The sequence below is a fragment of the Rhodococcus sp. PSi06 genome (assembly GCF_054960675.1).
Map to the genome: position 1 here is coordinate 526,304 of NZ_JBHNYO010000001.1, position 23,674 is coordinate 549,977.

Below are 23,674 nucleotides of genomic sequence, written 5' to 3' on the forward strand. Positions count from 1 at the left end.
GGTTGCTACACCTGCTGCGGGGCGACGATGTGGACGAGCATGGCCGCAATCGTGGCAACGACCGTTCGACGATCTGCGGCGTAGCCACTGAGGTACCACGTCATTGCGGTGTGGCTGATTCCGCCGATGAGTGCAGTGGCGAGCAAGTCCGGATCCAGATCGGGGTCCAACGGCACGTCGTCGACGAAGGTACGGATGTAGCCGAGCAACAGTGTTCCGAACTGCTGCATCACCGTCAGGTATGTCTGCTCGACGCGAGGACTGACGCCGAGCACCTCCATCCACACCACGCGGGCCAGGTGCGGATCTTCGATCACCTGAAAGAAGGGGTCGAGCAACTGCTTCGCGACATTCTCGAGATCACCTTCCCGATCCACCTGCGTGATGGCGTCGGATACCGAATCGGTGAGTTGTGCAATGCATTCGGCGTAGACGGCGAGAAGGAGATCTTCGGTCTTGTCGAAGTACTGATAGAAGTGGCGGTCGGCGATCTTGGCCTCGCGGCAGAGACCGCGGACAGTGGCGGCTCGGTACCCGGTGCTGCCGAACACCCGTAGTCCCGCGTCCATCAACTGTCTGCGCCTGCGATCGTCGCGATCGGCGGCACTCTCGCCGCCGTATGCACGTCCGGCGGCGTCGGACACGGCGCTCATGGCCGTCGGGCATCCAGTTCGGCTGTCAACCGGATCAATTCGGAATCTCGCTCCATCTTGGCGTCCAGAATCGGGTTGACGATTCCGCGCAGCATCGAGATCGGGATCCATCGGCCGGGAACGGCAATACGTGGAGCTCGACGTCCGATCCCTCGTACGGCAGCGCGGGCAAGCTTGTCCGGTGTGATCGGGCGGACCAGCGGAGTGGGAAAGGCTCGGGCGGTCATCTCGGTCGCGACGGTGTCACCGCCGAATGCAACCTCGGCGATCGGCGTCGCCACCCAGCCCGGGTACAGCACTCCGGCCGTCGCGTCGGTGCCGGCCAGTTCCGAACGCAGTGCGCGGCCGAGTTGTTCGACTGCCGCCTTCGATGCGGCATACGGCGCATTGGCCAGTCCGTTGAGATACGCGTACGTGGACGAGGTGAGCAACACGTATCCGCCGGACTCGACGACGTGTGGGAGTGTCGCGCGCACCGTGTTCCACACCCCCTGCAGGTTGACGCCGATGACCCGCTCGAAGACTCCGTCGTCGATGGATCGGATCGTCGATGCCTGTGCACCGCTGGAGATTCCGGCGTTGGCCATTACTATGTCGAGTTTCCCGAAGGTATCGATCGCAGTGGCAGCAGCCGCGTCGAGTTGCTCCCGCGCAGTGACATCGGCATAGGCGACGGCCACTCGCTCGTTGCCCAGCTTCGACGCCAACGATTCGAGATCGGTCGATTCCATATCGACCAGAACGATGGAGGCGCCGCGTCGGTGCAGCGCAGTGGCGACGGCGGAACCGATGCCGCCTGCTGCTCCGGTGATCAACGCGACCCGGCCCGAGAAATCTCTCATGCCGACACCTCGCCTCGTGCTGTGGTCACCGTCGGTGCCATGTGAACATGGTGGTCTCGCGCGCGAAAACGCTTGGCCCACCGACGGAAGGTGAAGCTGAAGCCCGGGAACATGGCGACGACGTGACCGGATTTGGATTGGTACCAGCTGTGGCAACCGCCGTCCTTCCAGACGGTGCCCTCCATATCCCGGTGGATTTTCTCGGTGTATTGCTGCTCGGCCGCGGCCGTGACTTCGATCGCCAGACCACCGGACTTACGGACGGCGTCGACCGCCCGGACGATGTACTCCATCTGCGCCTCGATGAGGAAGATGGCGGAGGTGTGTCCGATTCCGGTGTTCGGTCCGGTGACGACGAACAGGTTGGGAAAGCCGGGGATCGTCGTGCCGAGGTAGGCACGCGGGTAAGGATCCCAGACGTCGGACAGGGCTCGGCCGTCGCGTCCGATCACCGGGTACGAGATGACACCGTCGGTGGCGTCGTATCCGGTAGACCACACCAGAAGGTCGATATCGACGTGTTCGCCCGTGGTGGTGACGATTCCGGTCTCGGTGATCTCGGCGATGCCGTCGTTCTTGTCGTGCAGGGCGACGTTCGATTGCCCCAGCGCCGGATAGAGGGTGTTGGAAAGAAGGACTCGCTTGCAGCCGATGGTGTAGTCCGGGGTGACCTTCGACCGAAGGTCGGCGTCGGCAACCTGAGACTCGATGTGCGTCAACGCGGTTCGTTGGGCCACGGCCTTCAGCATTCTTCGCGAGTACTTGAACCCGATGATGCGGGTTTCGAGGCTCCAGTAGATGCCGGCGCGCACGGCCCTCCGAATAGGCTCGATGCGCAGCAACTTTCGCTGCAACGCCGTGAATTCTCGATCGTGACGCGGCATCACCCAGTGCGGGGTGCGCTGGAAGACGTGCAAGGCCTCCACGTCGGGTTGGATCGCGGGGATCACCTGTGCGGCGCTGGCACCGCTACCGACGATCGCCACCCGTTTCCCGGAGTGATCGTAGGAAGTGTCCCAGTCGTTGGTGTGGAACTGCTTGCCCTGAAACTTCTCTCGACCCGAGAACGGTGGGATCACGGGTGTACTGAGCGGGCCCGACGCGTTGACGACGAACGTGGCCGCGTAATCGCCGCGTGAGGTGGCGATAGTCCAGTGGTCCCCCGCCCATTCGATCTTCTGGACGTCGGTATCGACGTGTGTTCGGGCCGGCAGGCCGTTCGATGCGAGGACGTGGTCGGTGTAGCGCTCGAGCTCCTCGCGCTCGGCGAACATGCGCGACCACTCGAAGGGCTCCGACGCGATCGAGTACAGCGGACTCTGCACATCGACAGCTGCGCCCGGGTAGCGGTTCTGCTTCCAGGTGCCGCCGAGGAAGGGACGCCTTTCGAGGATGACGAAGTCGTCGATGCCGCGATCGAGCAAGGCTTTCGCGGCGCACTGTCCACCGAATCCGCTGCCGATGATCACGACCGTATGAATGTGCATGTCGTCGATTCCCTCCCGACCCAGCATCCGATGATGCGCGTCATCACTTTAAAGTGATGACGCGCGATTCCGCAATGGTTTCCCGGATACTCGACACCGGAGATTCGAGCACGCGAGCCCGATTTCCGAGCTGTCCGGACGAGGCAAGAATGCGCGTAATTCCAAGATCTTCGGACCGGGGTCGAAGCCAGGTGGGGAGGCCCCCGTAGCGTTGACGCCATGTCTAGATCACCACGCCAACGCAGATCCCCCGCCGCACCTCGAAAGCGATCCTCCTCAGCGCTGTCGGCAGGGCACCTTCGCGTGATCGCGACCGGCGGTCTCGGCGAGATCGGCCGCAACATGACCGTCTTCGAATTCGACGGGAAGCTGCTCATCGTCGACTGCGGCGTGCTGTTCCCCGAGGAGCACCAGCCCGGCGTCGACGTCATCCTGCCGGACTGGAGCTGCATCCGGGATCGTCTCGACGACGTCGTTGCGATCGTGTTGACGCACGGACACGAGGACCACATCGGCGGCGTCCCGTACCTGCTCCGCGAGCGTGGCGACATTCCCGTCATCTCGTCGCGGCTGACGCTGCATTTCCTCGCCGCCAAATTCGAGGAGTTCAAGGTCTCGACGAAGTTGATCGAGGTCGAAGCGGGGCAGACGCGTCAGGAAGGCCCGTTCGAGCTCGAGTTCATCGCCGTCAACCACTCGATTCCCGACGGTCTGGCCATCGCCATTCGTACCGACGCCGGTCTGGTGCTGCACACCGGCGACTTCAAGATGGACCAGTTCCCGCTGGACGGTCGAATCACCGACCTCCGTAGCTTCGCTCGCCTGGGTGAGGAAGGGCTCGATCTACTCCTCATCGACTCCACCAACGCCGAGGTGCCCGGCTTCATGGTCTCCGAGCGAGACCTGGTCCCGGCCATCGAGAAGGTGTTCCGCGAAACGACGGGACGCGTCATCGTCTCGAGCTTCGCCAGTCACGTGCACCGCATTCAACAGGTTCTCGACGCCGCACATGCGCAGGGTCGCAAAGTGGCGTTCGTCGGGCGGTCGATGGTGCGCAACATGAAGATTGCGACCGATCTGAACTACCTCGACGTGCCCGACGGGCTCGTGGTGGACCTGCCGAAACTCAATCGTCTTCCGGCGAACAAGATCACGCTGATCTGCACCGGATCACAGGGTGAGCCACTGGCCGCGCTGTCGCGTATGGCGTCGGGCGAACACCAGATCAAGGTGGGCGAGGGCGACACCGTGCTGATGGCCAGCAGCCTCATCCCCGGCAACGAGAACGCGATCTACCGCGTCATCAACGGCCTCGTGGACAAGGGTGCACGGGTGGTGCACAAGGGAAATGCCAAGGTGCACGTCTCCGGCCACGCCAGCGCAGGCGAGCTCGTCTACTGCTACAACATTCTCGAGCCGGCCAATGTGCTTCCGGTACACGGAGAGTCACGACACTTGCGTGCCAACGCCGATCTCGCGATCCGAACCGGCGTCCCGCGCGATCGCGTCCTGATCGCCGAGAACGGAAGCGTCATCGACCTGTTCGACGGCGTCGCGCAGATCACCGGTTCCGTCCCCATCGAACTGGTCTACGTCGACGGCAGTGCCGTCGGTGGGGTTACCGAGGATTCGTTGGCCGAACGTCGCCTGCTGGCGAACGAGGGAGTCCTGACCGTCATCGCGATCGTGGATCCCGATACCGGACTGCTCGTCGACGACGTCGACTTCATCGGACGCGGATTCGCCCACGAGGCAAACGCATTCGACTCGTTGGCCAAGGCGATCGGCAAGACACTGACCCGCGAGAGCGACGTCAAGGTTGCCTCGCGCGAGCACATCGAGAAGCGCATCGTGCAGGAATCGGCCCGCTGGGCCAAGCAGACCCTGGGCCGTCAGCCCCTCATCGTCCCGGTGGTCGTCGACGGCTAGAGCATGTCCTGTCAGTGACGAGGTGGGCAAATAGTACGTTCGGCCCCTGTAGATGGTTCCGGCCCCTAGAGTCGTTCGGAAAGCTCCGGTAACGATCCGGAACTTCGACCGGGGGGTCTCCGATGGGGAAGTACGCGAAGTTCGGCCGTCGATGTGCAGCAGTGGGCGCTGCGGTGTCATTGGTGGTGTCGGGCGGGCAATGGTCGGCGGCTGCCGATCCACTCGGCGATTTCCAGAATCCGCCGCGAACCGCCGAGTCGATCGCTGCGACACCGCTCGACGATCCGTGGGTCGTTCCGCCGCTCGGATACGAAATGGCCGCCCCTGGAACAGTTCTGCGGACCCGAAGCGTCACCGTCGGACCACTTCTCACCCCGGTCACCACCACCCAACTGCTGGTCGCCTCGACCGACGCGAAGGACCGCCCCGCTGCCATTGTCACCAGCGTCATCGTCCCGACCGCATCCTGGACCTCGCCGGGTCCACGGCCTGTTGTTGCCTACAACATGGCCATCGATTCGCTCGGCGCCACGTGTGAGCCCTCGTGGACCATGCAACGCGGTATCGCTCCGGAAATGGCACCTGTGCAGCTGCTTCTGGCTCGGGGCTACGCCGTCGTAGTCACCGACCATCAGGGGCCACGCCATGCGTACGCCGTCGGACCGATGGCGGCGCACGCCGTACTGGACGGTCTGCGCGGCGCGGTCACGACCGCCGCTGTGGGCCTCGATCCGACTGCGCCCCTGGGTCTTACGGGCTACTCGGGTGGGGCGATCGCATCGGGCTGGGCCGTGCAGGAGGCTCCGGCGTACGCCCCCGAACTGAACATTGTCGGCGCAGCGTTCGGCGGAACGCCCACCGACTTCGCGCTGCTACGTCAATCCATGAACGGCAACTTGGCGGCGTCGGTGTTCCTCGCGGCAGCGATGGGCGTTGCGCGCGAGTACCCGGAGATGCTCTCGCTCTACAACGACGACGGGTGGCGGCTCGCACAGGCGTCGAAGGACCTGTGCATCGTCGGGATTGCACCGCTCGCAGTCGTTGCTCCGATCCGCATCGAGTCACTGTCCATCACTCCCGATGCGTTCAATTCGCCGCTGGCGCTCGCGGTTGCCGATCAGAATCGATTGGGAGACGGCGGAACCCCGACGGCACCGGTGTTCATGTATCACGGACAGCAGGAGTTCTGGATTCCGAAGGAAGGTCCCGAGGCCGTGTTCGACAAGTGGTGTTCACGCGGAGCCGACGTCCGCCTCGAGGAATACCTGGGTGAGCACAGCATCGTTGCCGCCAGCGGAGCTCCCGCGGCGTTCGCGTGGTTGGACGACCGCCTCGCGGGAATTCCGGTTGAACCCGGATGCAGTAGCTTCGGCCGCTAGAGCCGAACTTACCGGCTCCGGGCTGCGGCTCCGCGAGTCGACAACACCTCGGTCAGCTCTTCTGCGTAGGCGAGCTGCCGCCGCAACGCGGCGCAACTGTCCTCGGCCTTGGTGTGGCACTCGCGAACGAAGGCCGCGGCCGACGACCTCGCGTCGTCGGCCGCGTTCTCGTCTCCGAGAACGTCGAGAGATTCCAGTAGCTGCTTCATCTCGGCCAACGTGAAATCGAGGGGCTTCATCCGACGAATGACGAGCAGTCGATCGACATCGGTCTCCGTGTACAACCGGAATCCGCCAGCAGAGCGGGCAGAGGGCGTAACCAGGCCGACGTCGTCATAGTGACGAACGGTGCGAATGGACAGCTCGGTCTTCTGAGCTACCTGCCCGATCTGCATGTGCATGCCGTCGTCTGCCATGTGCCGCCTCTCGTCGCCCGACCAACCACCCTAATCAGTGCTCGCCGCCCAGGTTTCCACTGAGTCGATCGTGCCGCTCGGTCGACGGCGCGTTCAGGCCGACGATCTCGACCGACTTGCGTTTGGCCGCGTACTTGGTGGTGATGGCATCGAGGGTCGCCACGGTCGAGGCGTCCCAGATATGCGATTCGGACATGTCGATGACGACGTTCTTCGGATCACCGACGTAGTCGAACTGGTAGATCAGATCGTTGCTCGACGCGAAGAACAACTCGCCTTTGACTGCGTACACCCGGGTGTTCTCGTCCGGATGCGCGACGTCGACCACCTCGGTCAAATGTGCGACGCGGCGCGCGAACAAGACCATCGCGGTGATGACACCCACCACGACGCCGTACGCGAGGTTGTGGGTGACGACGGTGACCGCGACGGTCGCCACCATGACGAGAGTCTCGCTCTTGGGCATGCGCCGCAACGTGTTCGGGTGAATGCTGTGCCAGTCGAAGGTGCCGATCGACACCATGATCATCACCGCGACGAGCGCGGCCATCGGAATGAGCGCGACGATGTCGCCGAGACCGACAACCAGGATGAGCAGGAAGGTGCCGGCAAGGAACGTCGAGATTCGGGTGCGGGCACCGGAGACCTTGACGTTGATCATGGTCTGGCCGATCATTGCGCAGCCGCCCATACCGCCGGTGAAACCGGTGACGAGATTCGCCACTCCTTGGCCCCACGCCTCACGGCTCTTGTTCGAGTGCGAGTCGGTGATGTCATCGACGAGTTTGGCGGTCATCAGCGATTCGAGCAAACCCACCAGAGCGATGGCCAGTGCGAACGGCGCGATGATCGACAGGGTGTCGAACGTGAACGGCACATTCGGGATCAGGAACGACGGCAGCGAGGACGGCAATTCTCCTTCGTCGCCGACATCCGGGACAGCCAGAGCGAAGACGAGCGTGACGGCGGTGAGGATCACGATGGCGATCAGCGGAGCCGGTACCACAGTGGTGAGCTTGGGCAGGAAGAACATGATGATCAGGCCGGCTGCGACCATCGGGTAGACCAACCACGGCACCCCGATCAAATACGGCACCTGCGAGGTGAAGATCAGGATTGCCAGCGCGTTGACGAAACCCACCATGACACTGCGCGGGATGAACCGCATCAGTTTGGCGACGCCGAGAACGCTGAGGACGATCTGCAGAACTCCGCCGAGAATCACCGCGGCGATGAGGTAGTCGAGGCCGTACTCCCGCGCCAGTGGGGCCACGACCAAGGCAATGGCTCCGGTAGCCGCAGAGATCATCGCCGGGCGACCACCGACGATGGAGATGGTGACTGCCATGGTGAACGAGGCGAACAGCCCGACGCGCGGATCGACTCCGGCAATGATCGAGAACGAGATTGCCTCGGGAATCAGCGCCAGGGCCACGACGAGACCGCCGAGGACCTCGATCTTCAGCCGGCGCGGCGAGCGCAACGCGCCCAGAACCGAGACGTCTTCGACGGCGGTGGCAGACACCTGGGCAGCTCGAGACACGACAACTCCGTTCGATGGGTGCGAGGGATCACGACCGTGCGCGTCCGCTCCGCGGGCAACTCTACTCTTACCGGAGGGAAGATTGATAACCGTAGGCAGCTTCGATGAGTGCGCTAAATTCATACACAAAGGCACAACGACTCTCACTCCGCGATGCAAGGAATGAATCGATGTTCTCGCTCAACAGACTGTCCTGCTTCATCGCCGTCGCCGAGGAGCTGCACTTCGGGCGCGCAGCCGAGCGACTGCACATGACGCAGCCGCCCCTGAGCAGGCAGATTCAACAGCTCGAAAGCGAAGTTGGAGTACAGCTCATCGACCGCACCAGTCGGTCGGTAACCCTGACGGCCGCAGGTTCTGCCTTCCTACCCGAGGCCCGACGCATCCTCGATCTCGCCGAGGGCGCACTGCTGACGGTGCGACGCGTCCCCACCGGCGATCTGGGCACCGTAGTCGTCGGATTCACCGGTGCGTCCGCCCATGCAGTGCTGCCGCAATTGCTCGACGCCACGCGCGAGAAGCTACCGGATGTGAAACTCGTTCTGCGCGAGATGGTCTCGGCGGCACAGATGGAGTCGTTGGCCGTCGGCGATCTCGATCTGGGCCTCGCCAGGCCCCCGCTCAAACGACCGGGAATCGTGTCGAGGCCGGTGCTGCACGAGTCGTTGATCGCAGCCATGCCGCACGACCACCCTCTCGCCGTGAAGGACGAGCTGTCGGTGGAGGACTTCGACGACCAGCCGATCATCATGTACTCGCCGGTCGATGCTCGGTACTTCCACGAGCTGCTGATCAGTACATTCACCATCGTCGGCGTCACCCCGCGCTATGTGCAGTACGTGACCCAGGTCCACACGATGCTGGTGCTGGTTCGTTCCGGCATCGGATTGGCGCTGGTACCGGAAACGGCGTCGACCATGCGGCCGGAAGGTGTTGTGTTCCGGCCGGTTCGGACCGTGCGAGAACGGCCGGTGGAACTCGACGCGGCATGGCGCGTGGACAACGACAACCCGGCACTGCACCGCTTCATGACCGACGTGCTTCCGACGCGGGAGTGGTCGTGACGCGCCGCTGATCGAGAGCGTGCCCGAAACCGCAAGCGAGCGCCCTTTCAACCGACTGCGCGCCCCCGATCACGTCATAACGGGGGCGCGCAGTCGGTAAAAGCGGTGTGAGGTTGCCACTCCGCTCCCACCCGTCCCTGCTGCTTGCGGTGTGTCACGATCGGTGTAGGCGATGGATGGTCCCCGTTTGCCGACCTATTGTCCAGATGCTCATCTTCGGCGGTGGGCAGATGAATAATTTGTCGGCAAGGAGCGTGATCGATGGTCCGACAATCGCCGTGGGGCAACGCAGCACGCACCGCCCCGGATCTTGGACACGTTCAGCGTGTCCATCGAGAGCGACTGGGGCCGTCTCCGTGGCATGGCTGTGCAAACTCGTTACTTTCCCTCATGATCTACCCGTGTGCCGGGAAGTCCACCGGCGCTGCCGCATCTGGCTTCCGACCCAGGAGGATCGCGTGCATACCGTTTTCTGGACACCACGTTTCGCTGCGGTGTACTTCCTTGCGGCCCTCGCCGCATTCGTCCTGTTCACTGCGATCGGCTCGAACATGGCGATAGTTGCGCCACTGATTCTGACCCTGATCGGACTGGGTATCGTGGTGTTGATTCGAAACGGCAGGACCCGCCCATGAAGCGTAGTCAGCGCGGCGTCCCCACCGGCGGCTTGACGGCCGTCACCGGGCAGTGCGCCTCGAGGAGAACGCGCTGAGAGATGCTGCCCATGAACAGCTTTCCGACCGGTGATCGACGCCGGATGCCGATGACGACCAGCTGAGCCTGCTCGTCGAACGACAGGTCGATCAGATTGTCGGCGTGCGAGCGGCCTGGTTCGTTGTCGTGGATCGTCGTCGTGACACCGACGGCCGCGGTCTCCTCGCGAGCCGATTCGACGGTGGCGGCGAAGTCGGCGTCGGCTGCGCTGTTGTCCTCGGCCACGATGAGCAGGTCCGTTCCGCGCATGTGTGCCTCGTGAAAGGCGAAGGGGAGCGCACCTTTTCCTTCGACGGTCGGCGAGTAGCCGACAACGACGGTCACTGCGTCACCGGGGTGACGAGGGTGCCGTCCGCCAGGAAGCGATCGAGGTTCTCGAGCGTGAGGGCTTCCATCGCGGCGCGCGTCTCCACCGTTGCGCTACCCACGTGCGGCAGCAGCACCACGTTGTCCATCGCCAGCAGTGCGTCGGGCACGTTCGGTTCGTGGGCGAAGACGTCCAGACCGGCTCCGGCCAGCCGACCTGCTGTCAACAACTCGATCAGGGCCTCCTCGTCGACGACGCTTCCGCGTGCGACGTTGATCAGATACCCCTGCGACCCCAACGCTTCGAGCACCGCGCGATCCACCAGATGAGCAGTCCCCGAACCGCCGGAGGCAGCGATGATCAGTACGTCGACGTCTTCTGCAAGCGCGGTAGGACTCGCCGCGTACGTGTACGGCGAACCGTCGATCTCGTTGCGATTGTGGTACGAGATCTCGCAGCGAAAACCCCTGAGCCGGTCAGCAATTGCCGAACCGATGCGACCGAGTCCGATGATTCCCACCCGCTTGCCGGTCACCTGACGCGTCAGCGGTGTGTTGCCTTCGGCGGGCCACCGCCCGGCTCGCACAAATCTCTCGGCGGCCGGCAGCCCACGCACGGTGTCGATCACCAGCCCGACGGCGAGGTCGGCCACACAGTCGGTCAACACATCGGGGGTGTTGCTGACCGCGATCCCCCGGCGAGCTGCCTCGTCGACATCGGTGGTGTCGTAGCCGACGCCGAAGTTCACGACGGCACCGAGCTGCGGCAAGCGCGCCATCAGCGCTGCATCGACCCCGGTGCGACCGGAGGTGACAACCGCGGTGACCGACTCGCCGTGCTCTGAGAGGAAGGCCTCGCGCTCGTCGCCTTCGGGCAGTTCCAGCGCGTCGTAGTCGGCAACCAATGTGTCCATCAGCGACGGCTTGAGCGGTCCCACTCGAAGCACCCGACCGTTTCGGCGCGAATCCTGCTGCGACACAGACGGTTTCCCTGAGCTGACGGTGACCATTGTTCTCCTCGCGAGATGGTGGAACGTGCGCGTTTCCTGTACGGTATTCCGCCTCTTGGATACCTGTCCAACACGGAAATAACATGGACCGATACCCAAACGGCATGAACAACGCCTAGCCGATGCCGCGTCGAACATTGGGGTTGCCATCGGACCTGGTCAGCCCCTTACGGATGTGACTGTTGCCTCACCGAGACGTCGTGTGTGACCCAAAAAACTGGCTGAAAAGTCGATTTCGTCCGGTTGACGGTAGAGATCGCACGCTCATACCGTGTGTCTACCGTCACAGATTCGGCTGCAACCAGCAGACGCGGATCCTTTTTCCACTGGAGGCCACTATGAGCCCTGCACTCCTCGTGCAGCAGGGACGGACCCACCGTGTCGTCGCAATAGCCGTTGGCGCGCTGTCACTTTCGCTGATCGCCAGCGGATGCACCGTCGCCAACTCCAACAACGGCGGAGCCGCCCGCGCGGACACTCTTCGCATCGTCCTCCCCCAGGAGCCACCCACCCTGGAAGCATGCGACGTGTCGTTGACGTCGGTCGGCGTCGTCACTCGATCGAACATCACCGAGCCGCTCATGGAGCGCAACCCCAGCACCGGCGATCTCGAACCGAAGCTCGCCGACTCCTGGGAGCAGACCTCCGACACCGAGTGGACGTTCGCCATCCACCCCGGCGTGACGTTCAGCGACGGGAGTCCCTTCGAGGCCGAGGACGCCGCGTTCTCCATCGACCGCACGGTGAATTCAGAACTGGGATGCAACGTCGAGGGGTATGTGTTCGGCGACGCGAACCTGGTGGTCCGCGCCGTCGATTCTCTCACCTTGACGGTCGAGTCTCCTGAGCCCGACCCCATCCTGCCGCTGCGTCTGTCGTTCGTGGAAATGGTCCCGCGTACTGCCAGCTATACCGAGCGGGTGCGGGAGCCCATTGGAACGGGACCGTTCGCGATCGAACGGTGGGACTACGGCCAGAAGCTTTCCCTGGTACGTAACGAAACCTATTGGGGCCCGAGGCCCGAGTACGCCAGGGCCGAGTACCAGTGGCGCAGCGAGGGCAGTGTCCGTGCCTCGATGGTGACCAACGGCGAGGCCGAGATCGCCACGTCGGTCGGGCCGGAGGACGGTGCCGGCGACCTCGGGGTCGCCTACCCCAACAACGAAACGACAGCGCTGCGCATCCAGGCCGCCCAGCCACCACTGGACGATATGAGGGTTCGGCAAGCGATCAACTACGCGATCAATCGCGACGGCATCGTCAAGGCCCTCTTCAGGGGACTCGGTTCCCCTGCAGCACAATTGATTTCCGAAGGTGTCGTCGGCTACAACGAGGACCTGACGCCGTGGCCCTACGACATGGACCAGGCCCGCACGCTGATCGACGAGGCACGAGCAGACGGGGTACCGGTGGAGACGGAGATTCGCCTGATCGGACGCACCGGACAGTTCCCCAAGATCAACGAGACTGTGGAGGTCATCCAGAACTCGCTGTCCAAGATCGGCATGAACGTGAAGATCGAAATGATGGACGCCGCAGGTACCGCCGAATACCAGGAACGCCCGTTCCCGGACGTCGGGCCGTATCTGCTGGTGATTCAGCACGGCAATCAGGCCGGCGACTCGGCCTTCACCGTCGACCAGTACTTCACCAGTGACGGATTCCAGAGCGCCTACGGCACAGCGGAATTCGACAAGGAGATCGCCGCCGCCGGTGCCCTCACCGGAGAAGAAAGACAGGCCGCGTACGCGCAGGTGTTCGCGGACGAACCGAAGGACATCATGCAGATGGCCTACATCGCGCACATGAACGGGGTGCTCGCCAAGGCCGCCTCGGTCGACTACACGCCGAACTCGGCCACGGTCGACGAAATGCACCTCGCCGCGATGACGCGCGCCGATACCGAGAGGCCCTGACATGTTCAGATTTCTGCGCCGACGGATCTACACCAGCCTGATCCCACTGTTCGTCGTACTGCTGGGCGTGTTCTTCCTCGCCCGTCTCACCGGCGATCCCACCAGCCTGTACCTGCCCGAGTCGGCCACCCAGGCCCAGCGCGAAGCCTTCCGCGCCACCAACGGCTTCGATCAGCCCGTACTGACGCAGCTGATGGACTATTTCAACGGTGTCGTCCAGCTCGACTTCGGGCAGTCGCTCCGCACCGGTGAGGACGCGTCGGCGATGGCGTTACGTGCCTTTCCCGCAACGCTGCAGCTCGCCTTTGCGACGATGTTCCTGGCCATACTCGGTGCCGTGATCATCGGCTGCTGGGCCGCGTACCGACCGAACTCGTTGGCCGATCGCATCTCCAGCCTGCTGTCGATGACGGCCGCATCCATCCCCGACTTCTGGTTCGCCATCATGGGCGTCTATGTCTTCGCCATCGTCTTCGGTTGGCTGCCCACCTCCGGTGTGGACAGCGGAATGCTCTCCTGGGTGTTGCCGATCGCCACTCTGCTCATTCGTCCGCTCGGGGTACTGACACAGGTGGTGCGTGGTGCGATGGTCTCGGCACTGTCCGCACCGTACGTTCGACTCGCGAGAAGTAAAGGGGCAGGCGATCTTCGAGTCGTCACCCACCACGCTCTGCGCAACGCCGCGGCGCCGGCACTCACCGTCGCAGGCGACCTGATGGTCGGCTTGGTCAACGGCGCGGTGGTCGTCGAGGCCATCTTCGGCTGGCCCGGAATCGGAAAACTGATGATCGACGCCATCCTGCAGCGCGACTTCGCCGTTCTGCAGGCGGCCGTGCTGTTGACGGCAGTGAGCATCTTCGTGCTCAACATCGTCATCGATGCCTGCTATGCACTGCTCGACGCCCGGGTTCGCGACAAGGTGAAGGTCTAGGTAAGAACATGTCACTCGACTTCGAAGCACCGAAAACATCCGAGCCCGAGGATGTTCCACCCACGACTCCGGTGGAATCTCGTAAGGCGTCGGCCCCGCTGTGGAAGCTACTCCTGCGAGACCGGGTGGCCACCGTCGCCGCCGCGATCCTGGTTCTTGTCTTCCTCACCGCGATCTTCGGCCCCATGCTGGTCGGTGACGCCGCGACCGATCAGGATCTCGATCGCTCCAATTTGCCACCGTTCACCCTCGACACCGGCGCGATGAACATCCTCGGCACCGATCCACTGGGCCGGAGCATGTTGGCCCGGCTGATCGTCGCCAGCAGAACCACACTCTCGGTGGCCATTCCGGCCGTCATCCTCTCGGCGATCATCGGCTCGTTCATCGGTATGTGGGCCGGTTTCCATCGTGGCTGGCGCGAGACCGCGGCGATGCGCGTCGCCGACGTCATCCTCAGCTTTCCGTCCCTGCTGATGGCCGTCGTGGTGCTCTACGTCTTTTCGCCCAGCGCCGCGAACATCGTTCTGGTCCTGACGGTCACACGTATCCCGATCTACCTGCGTACCGCCCGCGCCGAGTCCGCCGAGCTACAGAGCCGATTGTTCGTCGATGCCGCTCGTACTTTCGGCGCGAAGAGCGGCTCGGTGATCAGACGCCATGTCGCTCCGATCCTGCTGCCGACCCTGCTCACCGTCGCCACCCTCGACTTCTGCTTCGTCATCCTCGCCGAATCGTCACTGAGCTTCCTGGGCATCGGTATTCAGCCCCCGGACGTCTCGTGGGGCCTGATGGTGTCGCAGGGCCGGACGTATTTGCAGACGGCCTGGTGGCTCTCGTTCTTCCCCGGCCTGGCCATCGTGTTGACGACGGTCTCGGCCACTGTTCTCGCCGCGTGGGCCCGCATCGCCACCGATCCGGCACAGCGTTGGCGACTCAATGTCCCCCGCTCCAAGCGGTCTCGCCTGATTCCCGCACGAAAGGTCGACTCATGAGCGCACCGGCAACTGCACCCCAGCGCCCGGACACCGACAGCGTCGCACTGGACGTACGCGGACTGACCGTCGATCTGCGGACGCCGTCGGGCATCATTCGCGCCGTCGACCATGTCACCTTCACCGCCCGCCGCGGCGAAACGCTCGCTCTGCTGGGTGAATCGGGCTGCGGCAAGTCGATGACGGCGCAGGCCATCGTCGGGTTGCTCGAGCCGATCGCCGACATCACCGGTGGCTCGGTGGAGATAGGTGACGTCGACCTGGTGACCGCCAAGACCAAGGTGCGACGCACCATCGCGGCCACCGAACTGGCCATCGTCTTCCAGGATGCGCTGACGGCACTCAATCCTGTCTACACCGTGGGAACTCAACTGGCCGAACCGTTCCGGATCCACCGCGGCATGTCGGCCAAACAAGCGCGCGTGGAAGCGATCGCGCTGATGGCCCGCGTAGGCATCCCCGAGCCCGAATCGCGAGCCGACTCGTACCCGCACCAGTTCTCCGGCGGCATGCGCCAGCGCCTGCTGATCGCAATGGCCGTGGCCCTGAGTCCGTCGGTGCTGCTGGCCGATGAACCCACCACCGCCCTCGACGTCACCGTGCAAGCGCAGATCATGGCCCTGATCGAGGAACTGCGTACCGAACACGACATGGCCGTCGTCCTGATCACCCACGACCTCGCTTTGGTGGCCGAGGAGGCCGACCGAGTGGCAATCATGTACGCGGGCAATGTCGTAGAAACCGGACCGGTGTCCGAGGTGTTCGGCGAACCTCGCCACCCGTACACGAAGGGCTTGCTGGATTCGGTACCTGTCCACGCCGTCCGCGGCGAGGATCTGAAGTCGATCGGCGGCACCCCGCCGGACCTTCATTCGATCCCCGACGGGTGCGTCTATCAGGCCCGCTGCCCTCTCGCCCGAGAGATCTGCATCAGCACTCGCCCACCGCTCGAATCCGTCGGCACCGGCCGGATGTCGGCCTGCCACTTCCCGAACGAGGTAACCAGCCATGTCTGAGCAACTGCTGACCGTGCGCAGACTGAACAAGACCTTCGACGTCGGCCGCGGCAAGCTCCGCGCCCTCGACGCCATCGACCTGGACCTACGACGCGGCGAGACCCTCGGCCTCGTGGGTGAATCCGGTTGCGGTAAATCCACTCTTGCGCGCACGCTGATGATGCTCGAGCGACCCGACTCGGGCACCGTCGCCTTCGATGGAACCGATCCGTTCGCCCTGCGCGGCAAGGAACTTCTCGCGTGGCGTCGACGAGTACAGATGGTGTTCCAGGATCCGTACGGTTCACTGAACTCGCGTATGACGGCCGGGGACATCATCGGTGAACCATGGCGAACCCACAAGGGCCTCTACAAGACTCGGCGTGACCGTTCTGCCAGAGTGCGTGAACTGCTGCATCTGGTCGGCCTGCGCCCGAGCGACGAGAACCGCTTCCCGCAGGAATTCTCCGGCGGTCAACGCCAGCGACTCGGTATCGCCCGGGCCCTGGCGCTCAACCCCGACGTGATCATCTGCGACGAGCCGGTCTCGGCGCTGGACCTCTCGGTCCAGGCACAGGTGCTCAACCTGCTCAACGACCTGCAGAAGCAGCTCGGCATCTCCTACGTGTTCATCTCGCACGATCTGTCGGTGGTCCGGCACGTCGCCGACCGCGTTGCGGTGATGTACCTGGGCCGTATCGTCGAATCCGGCGCTACCGAAGCAGTATTCGACCGTCCCGCGCACCCGTACACGGCGGCGTTGATGTCAGCGGCACCCACACTCGACGCGTCGAGCCGGGGGACGAAGATCCTGCTGAAGGGCGAGGTGCCGTCGCCGCTCAATCCACCGTCGGGATGCCGCTTCCGCACGCGTTGCTGGAAAGCGACCGAACTGTGCGCCGGTGAGGCACCCCCGGTGGCGCTCGATGCCGACGAGGCCGATCACATCGCCGAGTGCCATTACCCGCTCGTAGCAGGCAATCTCGGCCTCGTTGCTGCCGGGACGTGATGGCGACACACCTGAGCATCACCGGATTTTTCGTCGTCGCCCTGGCCATCTTCTTCGCATCGGCGATGCAGGCGTCCATCGGGTTCGGCATGGGCATGCTCGCCGCACCCATTGTGGCCATCGTCGATCCCGGCCTCATCCCCGCGACGCTGATCATGCTCGCCGTCGTCGTCAGTGTGCTCGTTCTGATTCGCGATCGCACTGCGCTCGACCTGTCGGGCGCGGGGTGGGCGCTGGCCGGCCGCCTACCGGGTTCGGCAGTCGGAGCACTACTGCTCGTCCTGTTACCCGAGCGTGGACTGGCCGTCATGCTCGCACTCGTGGTGTTGGCCGGCGTCGCTCTGACCTCCTTCGGCTGGGTCCCGTTGCCGCACAGACGGAATCTGGTGGTGGCCGGCGCCGCGTCGGGAATTCTGGGAACGGCCACCTCCATCGGCGGACCCCCGATGGCCCTGGTGTGGCAACGCAATACCGGAGCCGAACTGCGCAGCACCATGAGCTGCTTCTTCCTCGTCGGCTCACTCATCTCGCTGGCGGTGCTGGCGGTGGCGGGTGCCGTGGACGCCCATACCGCCACGCTGTTCGTGTTCCTCGCCCCGGCTACCGTTCTCGGTTTCCTGCTCTCCCGAGTGGTCAATCGCGTCCTCGATCGTCGACGCCTACGCATCGTCGCGATCACCGTCTCCGCTGTCGGAGCACTCGTGCTCGTCGGGCAACAGGTACTCGCTGTGATCTGAGGGCCGCGTCACGTGTTGCATCGCCCCACGATGGGTAGACGATCACGATGACTACGAACACCACGCGCGCACTGATCGTCGGTGCCACCGGCATTTCCGGGCAGGCGCTGTGCCGCGCAGCACTCGATGCAGGCTGGACCACCTACGGACTCAGTCGCAGCGGAAGTACCCCCGTCGACGGTGTCATGCCGGTGGCGGCGGATCTGCTGGACCCTCGGTCCCTCGCGGATGCGTTGACAGACCTCCGCCCCGAAGTCGTGTTCTTCACCGCGTGGATGAAGAAGGACTCCGAACAGGAGAACATCGGGGTGAACTCGGCGACGCTGCGCAACGTGCTCGACGTCCTCGGACCACTCGAGTCGGTGAAGCACGTCGCGCTGATGACCGGACTCAAGCACTACCTCGGCCCGTTCGATGCGTACGGCGAGGCAGTGATGGCCGAGACGCCGTTCCACGAAACCGAATCGCGGCTCGACACACCGAACTTCTACTATGCCCAGGAAGACGAGTTGTTCGCCGGCGCAGCGAAATACGGGTTCGGATGGAGCGTGCACCGCGCACACACCGTCTCCGGCTTTGCCGTGGGCAACGCGATGAACATGATGCTGACGCTGTCCGTCTACGCATCGATCTGCAAGGAACTGGGCGAGAAGTTCGTCTTCCCCGGTTCCGAAACACAGTGGAACGGACTGACGGACCTCACCGACGCCGACCTGCTCGCCGAGCAGATGGTCTGGGCGGCAACCGATGACAACGCGCGCAACGAGGCGTTCAACATCGCCAACGGTGACGTCTTTCGATGGCGCTGGCTGTGGCCGCAGTTCGCCGAGCACTTCGGCGTCACGCCCGAGGGCTTCGATACCGAGCCGCGTCCCCTCGAACCCCGTATGTCCGACGCGGCCGCCGCATGGAAGCGCATCGCCGAGAAGCACGATCTGGTGGAAAGCGATGTTTCCCGCCTGGCATCGTGGTGGCACACCGACGGCGACCTCGGCCGCGACATGGAATGCCTCACGGACATGAACAAGTCCAAGAAGGCCGGGTTCCTCGGCTTCCGGTCGACACCCGACGCCATCGCCTCGGTGATCCAGCGCTATCGAGATGCGCGCCTGATCCCCTGAGTGCCTGCATAACCGGCATAGCGTTCGCGCACTGCCGGGGTGGGATCGGCCTCGTACGTCTGTGACGATGCCTGCGCCCAGGTCGGCGGCTCGCTGGTTCCGGCCAGCGTCCACGCCGCCTGGCGGGCTGCGCCGTCGGCGACGTACTCGCCGGGCTCGGGCACGATCACCGGAGCTCCGAAAATCGCCGGGGCCAGGGCCCGGAGCGCGTCGGACTTCGCGCCGCCGCCGATCAGCAGCACTCGCCGCACGTCCACGCCCTGTGCGCGTAGGTAATCGATACCGTCGGCCAGACCGCACAGCAGACCTTCCACGGCAGCCCTCGCCAGGTGCCCTGGCGTCGAATTGTTCAGTCGCAGACCATGAACGGCACCGGATGCGTCGGGGAGGTTGGGCGTGCGCTCGCCCTCGAAGTACGGCACCATCACCAGTCCGTCGCTCGTCGTCGACAGAGCCAACCGCGACAGTTCGGTGTGATCGACGCCCAGCATCCGCGCCGTCGCATCGAGGACGCGGGCGGCGTTCAGGGTGCAGACCAGTGGCAGTTGACGGCCGGTGGCGTCGGCGAATCCGGCGACCAGACCCGAACCGTCGGCCGCTGCCGCGCTGGTCACCGCCGATACGACGCCGGACGTGCCGATCGATACGACCACGTCACCGGGCTGGGCATCGAGAGCGAGAGCAGCGGCGGCATTGTCACCGGTGCCCGGCCCGATCAGCGCCCCGGCGGCGGTGTGGCCGATGGCCTCGTTCGGTGTCGCCACTCGGGGCAACACCGGGTTTCGACCGCGAAAGCCCAATTGCAACAAGTCTCTTCGGTACTCGCCGGTAGCCGCGGAGAAATATCCGGTGCCGCTGGCGTCGCCACGATCTGTCGCCAGGGCGTCGAGACCCGATGCCCCGCCGAGTTGCCAGCTCAGCCAATCGTGCGGAAGACACACCGCCGCAGTGCGATCGGCGTGGTCGGGCTCGTTGTCGGCCAGCCACCGCAGTTTGGCAACCGTGATCGAGGCCAGCGGAACCACGCCGACGGCGTCGGCCCAGGCCTGCCCGCCGTCGCCGCCGGTCTGCTCGCCCAATTCCACAATCAGATCGTCTGCCGATCGGGCCGACCGGGTGTCGTTCCACAACAGCGCCTTACGGACCACCGATCCACCGTCGTCGAGGCAGACCATGCCGTGCTGCTGAGCGCCCACCGACACCGCAGCCACGTCGTCGAGCCCGCCCGCGTCGGCGACGGCCTCGTCGAGCGCGTCCTTCCACCGTTGCGGATCGACCTCGGTGCCGTCGGGATGACCGGCTCGCCCTTGGCGGACCAACTCCCCCGACTCCGCATCACGGACGAATACTTTGCACGATTGGGTGGAGGAGTCGATTCCGGCAACGAGAGCCACGGTGAGCTGGTCCTTTCGTACGCAAGTGTGACCTACGACCCTACCTGCGCGAGACCCACGACCGGCCGGACTCGAGCTACCTTCACTGACATGCGCGGAGAACCCGACGAAACCACCGACTTCCGGCTGACCGTGGCCACCGCCGCACTCGACCTGTTCTCGGTCAAGGGCTACGAGTCGACGACGGTGGACGACATCGCCGGAGCCGCCGGAATCTCGCGACGGACGTTCTTTCGCCAGTTCCGCGCCAAGGAAGACGTCGTCTTCGCCGATCACGAAATCCTGCTCGAGCAGGCAAGCGCATTTCTCGACTCGAACGAAGGCGATCCCTGGCAGGCGGTGTGCGACGCTGCGCTGCAGGTGTACGAGCGATTCTCCGATTGGCTCGAGATGTCGCGCCTGCGCTACCAGGTGGTGCACCGCAACCCTGCGCTCCGCGATCGAGAGATCGTCACCGTCTTTCGTTACGACCGACTCTTCGTCGAGTATCTACAGCGAGTGCGCCCGGAGCACTCGCATCTGGAAATCCTGCAGTTCTCGGCATCGGTGACCGCAACGCACAACTACATCCTGCGACGGATGATTCGTGATGGCCTGCCCACATCGGTCAGCGACCTGCGCACCGCGTTGGCGCAGGTGCGTGCGCAGTTCCTCGGCGAGATCGTCGTCGCCTCGTTTCCGCGGGGCGTATCCGTCGCCAAAGTGGTCGACGCCTTGGCCGATCACACAACCGCGTGACTCACGCCCTCGATGGCACTCAGTGCCGTACATGGTGAACCCATCCTTGAAGTCATACGACTGTGGACGTACTATGGGATCAGCCTTGGCACTGAGTGCCCAGCTTGGGCAGTGCTGATCCCCCTATCTTCAAGGAGCGTGGCCGACATGGCCGGAAACCCCGACTTCGATCTGTATCAATCGCCCGAGGAGCACGACGAACTGCGTGCAGCCATTCGAGCACTGTCGGAGAAGGAGATCGCCCCGTACGCCAAAGAGGTGGACGAGGACTCGCGCTTCCCCGAAGAGGCCCTCAAGGCGCTCAACGCTTCCGGCTTCAACGCCATTCACGTTCCCGAGGAATACGACGGTCAGGGTGCCGATTCGGTTGCCGCCTGCATCGTCATCGAAGAGGTCGCTCGCGTATGCGGGTCGTCCTCGCTGATCCCCGCCGTCAACAAGCTGGGCACGATGGGCCTGATTCTCAAGGGCTCCGAGGAGCTCAAGAAGCAGGTTCTGCCGTCCCTCGCCGGCGGTGCGATGGCGTCGTACGCCCTGTCCGAGCGCGAGGCGGGCTCCGACGCGGCGAGCATGCGTACCCGCGCCAAGGCCGACGGTGACGACTGGATCCTCAACGGCTCCAAGTGCTGGATCACCAACGGCGGCAAGTCCGATTGGTACACCGTCATGGCCGTGACCGACCCCGACAAGGGTGCCAACGGCATCTCGGCGTTCATCGTGCACAAGGACGACGAGGGATTCGTCGTCGGCCCCAAGGAGAAGAAGCTCGGCATCAAGGGCTCACCCACCGCCGAGTTGTACTTCGAGAACTGCAAGATTCCCGGCGATCGCATCATCGGCGAGCCCGGCACAGGCTTCAAAACTGCCCTCGAGACCCTCGACCACACCCGACCCACCATCGGCGCGCAGGCCGTCGGTCTGGCACAGGGTGCCCTCGACGCGGCCATCGCGTACACCAAGGACCGCAAGCAGTTCGGCACCTCGATCTCGAGCTTCCAGGCCGTGCAGTTCATGCTCGCCGATATGGCGATGAAGGTCGAAGCCGCACGTCTGATGGTCTACAGCTCCGCAGCCCGTGCCGAGCGCGGCGAGAAGAACCTGGGCTTCATCTCCGCAGCGGCGAAGTGCTTCGCCTCCGATGTGGCCATGGAGGTCACCACCGACGCCGTGCAGCTCTTCGGCGGTGCCGGATACACCACGGACTTCCCGGTCGAGCGCATGATGCGTGACGCCAAGATCACTCAGATCTACGAGGGCACCAACCAGATTCAGCGTGTCGTCATGTCGCGGGCGCTGCTCAAATGAGCACAATCGAACTCGTAGGCGTCATCGGTGGGGGCACCATGGGTGCCGGAATCGCCGAAATGTGCGCACGCTCGGGAAGTTCCGTACTGATCCTCGAAACGAGTCAGGCGACGGCCGACGCCGCAAAGGCTCGCCTGGACAAGTCCTTCGCTCGCGCCGTCAAGTCCGGCCGCATCGAAGCCGACGCGGCCGAGAAGACCCGTGCAGCAATCTCGTTGACGCTCGACATCAACGATTTCGCAGACCGCGACCTCGTGATCGAGGCGGCACCGGAGATCGAATCGCTCAAGCTCGATCTGTTCGGAAAACTCGATTCCATCGTCAAACCCGAGGGAATCCTGGCCACGAACACCTCGTCGATTCCGGTCATCAAGATGGCCAACGCGACGAAGCGTCCCGACAAGGTTGTCGGAGTGCACTTCTTCAACCCCGTGCCGGTGCTCCCGTTGGTGGAGATAGTCGTCAGCCTCCTCACCAGCGAAGAAACCGTGGACGCGGTCACCGACTATGCAGGCAACACGTTGGGTAAGAAGACGATTCGCGCCGGAGATCGCGCCGGATTCATCGTCAACGCTTTGCTCATCCCGTACATGGTCTCGGCCATCCGCATGCTCGAGTCCGGCTTCGCCAGTGCCGAGGACATCGACGACGGCATGGTGAACGGCTGCGCTCACCCCATGGGTCCGCTGCGTCTGACCGACACCGTCGGCCTCGACGTCACCCTCGCAGTGGCAGAGTCGCTCTACGCGGAGTTCCGTGAACCGCACTACGCTCCGCCGCCGCTGCTGCAGCGCATGGTGGACGCGGGAATGCTGGGTCGCAAAACCGGCAAGGGTTTCTACACGTATTCGTAGTAGGCCCCCGAGTCTGCGTGAATGGTCCATTCACCTGCACTGGACCCCGCGGGTTGGACTGGTTAATGCAAAGCCTAGGCCGCGAGGGCCTGAGCTCGGTATCGCACCGGGCTCAGGCCATCGAGGCGTAGCGAGATGCGGTCGTTGTTGAACCAGTCGATGTAGTCCTCGATCGCGGTCTGCAAGGAGCCCAGGTCGAGATATCGGATGTGATGAAACATCTCTTCTTTGAGGTGACCGAAGAAGTTCTCGATGATCGCGTTGTCGTAGCAGTTCGCTTTACGCGACATCGACTGGATTGCCCCCGCATCGGTGAGCAACCGACTCCACGAGTGA

General features: G+C 64.0%; 23 protein-coding genes. 14 read left to right on the forward strand and 9 right to left on the reverse strand.

The features are described from left to right. Nucleotides 1-5: 5 nt before the first annotated feature. The 3 genes from ACFI9K_RS02555 to ACFI9K_RS02565 are packed head-to-tail and all read right to left on the reverse strand — an operon-like array spanning nt 6 to nt 2,982. A complete protein-coding gene (locus ACFI9K_RS02555) occupies nt 6-653 on the reverse strand; it encodes a TetR/AcrR family transcriptional regulator (protein ID WP_462662072.1) in 648 nt (215 codons plus the stop codon). Next, the gene (locus ACFI9K_RS02560; protein ID WP_462662073.1) at nt 650-1,495 is read right to left on the reverse strand and encodes an SDR family NAD(P)-dependent oxidoreductase; all 846 of its coding nucleotides are present in this window, start codon (nt 1,493-1,495) and stop codon (nt 650-652) included. Before ACFI9K_RS02560 ends, ACFI9K_RS02555 begins: the two co-directional genes overlap by 4 nt. After that, nucleotides 1,492-2,982 carry a flavin-containing monooxygenase gene (locus tag ACFI9K_RS02565; protein ID WP_462662074.1) on the reverse strand — a complete coding sequence of 497 codons (1,491 nt, stop codon included), beginning with the start codon at nt 2,980-2,982 and terminating at the stop codon, nt 1,492-1,494. Before ACFI9K_RS02565 ends, ACFI9K_RS02560 begins: the two co-directional genes overlap by 4 nt. Before the next feature lie 219 nt (nt 2,983-3,201). Between ACFI9K_RS02565 and ACFI9K_RS02570 the strand changes: the two genes are divergently transcribed. Then, the gene (locus ACFI9K_RS02570) at nt 3,202-4,911 is read left to right on the forward strand and encodes a ribonuclease J (protein ID WP_462662075.1); all 1,710 of its coding nucleotides are present in this window, start codon (nt 3,202-3,204) and stop codon (nt 4,909-4,911) included. A 122-nt stretch (nt 4,912-5,033) separates the two neighbouring features. Continuing rightward, nucleotides 5,034-6,290: a lipase family protein gene (locus tag ACFI9K_RS02575; protein WP_462662076.1), complete on the forward strand. Its 1,257-nt coding sequence runs from the start codon at nt 5,034-5,036 to the stop codon at nt 6,288-6,290. 8 nt (nt 6,291-6,298) lie between these two features. Here the strand turns inward: ACFI9K_RS02575 and ACFI9K_RS02580 are convergent, their stop codons facing one another. Both ACFI9K_RS02580 and ACFI9K_RS02585 read right to left on the reverse strand, forming a co-directional pair. Beyond that, nucleotides 6,299-6,706, reverse strand: a complete 408-nt coding sequence (locus ACFI9K_RS02580; RefSeq protein ID WP_462662077.1) for a MerR family transcriptional regulator — start codon at nt 6,704-6,706, stop codon at nt 6,299-6,301. Nucleotides 6,707-6,740: 34 nt separating this feature from the next. Then, on the reverse strand, nt 6,741-8,249 hold the full coding sequence (locus ACFI9K_RS02585) for a SulP family inorganic anion transporter (protein ID WP_462662078.1): 1,509 nt from the start codon (nt 8,247-8,249) through the stop codon (nt 6,741-6,743). A 170-nt stretch (nt 8,250-8,419) separates the two neighbouring features. On the opposite strand from ACFI9K_RS02585, the gene ACFI9K_RS02590 reads away from it, so the two are divergent. Further along, entirely contained in the window at nt 8,420-9,313 is an 894-nt protein-coding gene (locus ACFI9K_RS02590; RefSeq protein ID WP_462662079.1) for a LysR family transcriptional regulator, read from the forward strand. A gap of 458 nt (nt 9,314-9,771) precedes the next feature. Then, nucleotides 9,772-9,948, forward strand: coding sequence for a hypothetical protein (locus tag ACFI9K_RS02595; RefSeq protein WP_462662080.1), 177 nt, complete (start codon nt 9,772-9,774; stop codon nt 9,946-9,948). 7 nt (nt 9,949-9,955) lie between these two features. Here the strand turns inward: ACFI9K_RS02595 and ACFI9K_RS02600 are convergent, their stop codons facing one another. Together ACFI9K_RS02600 and ACFI9K_RS02605 are read right to left on the reverse strand one after the other, a co-directional pair. Beyond that, entirely contained in the window at nt 9,956-10,351 is a 396-nt protein-coding gene (locus ACFI9K_RS02600; RefSeq protein ID WP_462662081.1) for a universal stress protein, read from the reverse strand. Then, entirely contained in the window at nt 10,348-11,343 is a 996-nt protein-coding gene (locus ACFI9K_RS02605) for a 2-hydroxyacid dehydrogenase (protein WP_462662082.1), read from the reverse strand. The genes ACFI9K_RS02600 and ACFI9K_RS02605 overlap by 4 nt, the downstream gene beginning before the upstream one ends. A gap of 338 nt (nt 11,344-11,681) precedes the next feature. On the opposite strand from ACFI9K_RS02605, the gene ACFI9K_RS02610 reads away from it, so the two are divergent. From ACFI9K_RS02610 to ACFI9K_RS02640, 7 genes are read left to right on the forward strand one after another with little or no spacing between them, the layout of a single operon-like run. Beyond that, complete coding sequence (locus ACFI9K_RS02610; protein ID WP_462662083.1) at nt 11,682-13,259, forward strand: ABC transporter substrate-binding protein; 1,578 nt, start codon at nt 11,682-11,684, stop codon at nt 13,257-13,259. A gap of 1 nt (nt 13,260) precedes the next feature. Next, nucleotides 13,261-14,190, forward strand: a complete 930-nt coding sequence (locus ACFI9K_RS02615; RefSeq protein WP_462662084.1) for an ABC transporter permease — start codon at nt 13,261-13,263, stop codon at nt 14,188-14,190. Between the two features lie 8 nt (nt 14,191-14,198). Further along, nucleotides 14,199-15,185, forward strand: coding sequence for an ABC transporter permease subunit (locus ACFI9K_RS02620; protein ID WP_462662085.1), 987 nt, complete (start codon nt 14,199-14,201; stop codon nt 15,183-15,185). Continuing rightward, complete coding sequence (locus ACFI9K_RS02625; RefSeq protein ID WP_462662086.1) at nt 15,182-16,201, forward strand: ABC transporter ATP-binding protein; 1,020 nt, start codon at nt 15,182-15,184, stop codon at nt 16,199-16,201. Before ACFI9K_RS02620 ends, ACFI9K_RS02625 begins: the two co-directional genes overlap by 4 nt. Beyond that, nucleotides 16,194-17,189: an ABC transporter ATP-binding protein gene (locus ACFI9K_RS02630; protein WP_462662087.1), complete on the forward strand. Its 996-nt coding sequence runs from the start codon at nt 16,194-16,196 to the stop codon at nt 17,187-17,189. The genes ACFI9K_RS02625 and ACFI9K_RS02630 overlap by 8 nt, the downstream gene beginning before the upstream one ends. After that, entirely contained in the window at nt 17,189-17,926 is a 738-nt protein-coding gene (locus ACFI9K_RS02635; RefSeq protein WP_462662088.1) for a sulfite exporter TauE/SafE family protein, read from the forward strand. Before ACFI9K_RS02630 ends, ACFI9K_RS02635 begins: the two co-directional genes overlap by 1 nt. Before the next feature lie 47 nt (nt 17,927-17,973). Further along, nucleotides 17,974-19,047, forward strand: coding sequence for an SDR family oxidoreductase (locus ACFI9K_RS02640; protein ID WP_462662089.1), 1,074 nt, complete (start codon nt 17,974-17,976; stop codon nt 19,045-19,047). Here the strand turns inward: ACFI9K_RS02640 and ACFI9K_RS02645 are convergent. Further along, nucleotides 19,020-20,441: a xylulokinase gene (locus ACFI9K_RS02645; RefSeq protein ID WP_462662090.1), complete on the reverse strand. Its 1,422-nt coding sequence runs from the start codon at nt 20,439-20,441 to the stop codon at nt 19,020-19,022. The two genes, ACFI9K_RS02640 and ACFI9K_RS02645, sit on opposite strands and share 28 nt — an antisense overlap. Before the next feature lie 90 nt (nt 20,442-20,531). Here ACFI9K_RS02645 and ACFI9K_RS02650 point away from each other — a divergent pair, with 90 nt between their 5' ends. The 3 genes from ACFI9K_RS02650 (at nt 20,532) to ACFI9K_RS02660 (ending at nt 23,338) form a co-directional block, all read left to right on the forward strand. After that, the gene (locus ACFI9K_RS02650; protein WP_462662091.1) at nt 20,532-21,179 is read left to right on the forward strand and encodes a TetR family transcriptional regulator; all 648 of its coding nucleotides are present in this window, start codon (nt 20,532-20,534) and stop codon (nt 21,177-21,179) included. 147 nt (nt 21,180-21,326) lie between these two features. Then, a complete protein-coding gene (locus tag ACFI9K_RS02655; protein WP_462662092.1) occupies nt 21,327-22,484 on the forward strand; it encodes an acyl-CoA dehydrogenase in 1,158 nt (385 codons plus the stop codon). Nucleotides 22,485-22,489: 5 nt separating this feature from the next. Next, the gene (locus ACFI9K_RS02660; protein ID WP_462662113.1) at nt 22,490-23,338 is read left to right on the forward strand and encodes a 3-hydroxybutyryl-CoA dehydrogenase; all 849 of its coding nucleotides are present in this window, start codon (nt 22,490-22,492) and stop codon (nt 23,336-23,338) included. 74 nt (nt 23,339-23,412) lie between these two features. Here the strand turns inward: ACFI9K_RS02660 and ACFI9K_RS02665 are convergent. Then, nucleotides 23,413-23,674: transposase (locus ACFI9K_RS02665; protein ID WP_462662093.1), on the reverse strand; the 262-nt coding region annotated here is incomplete at its 5' end.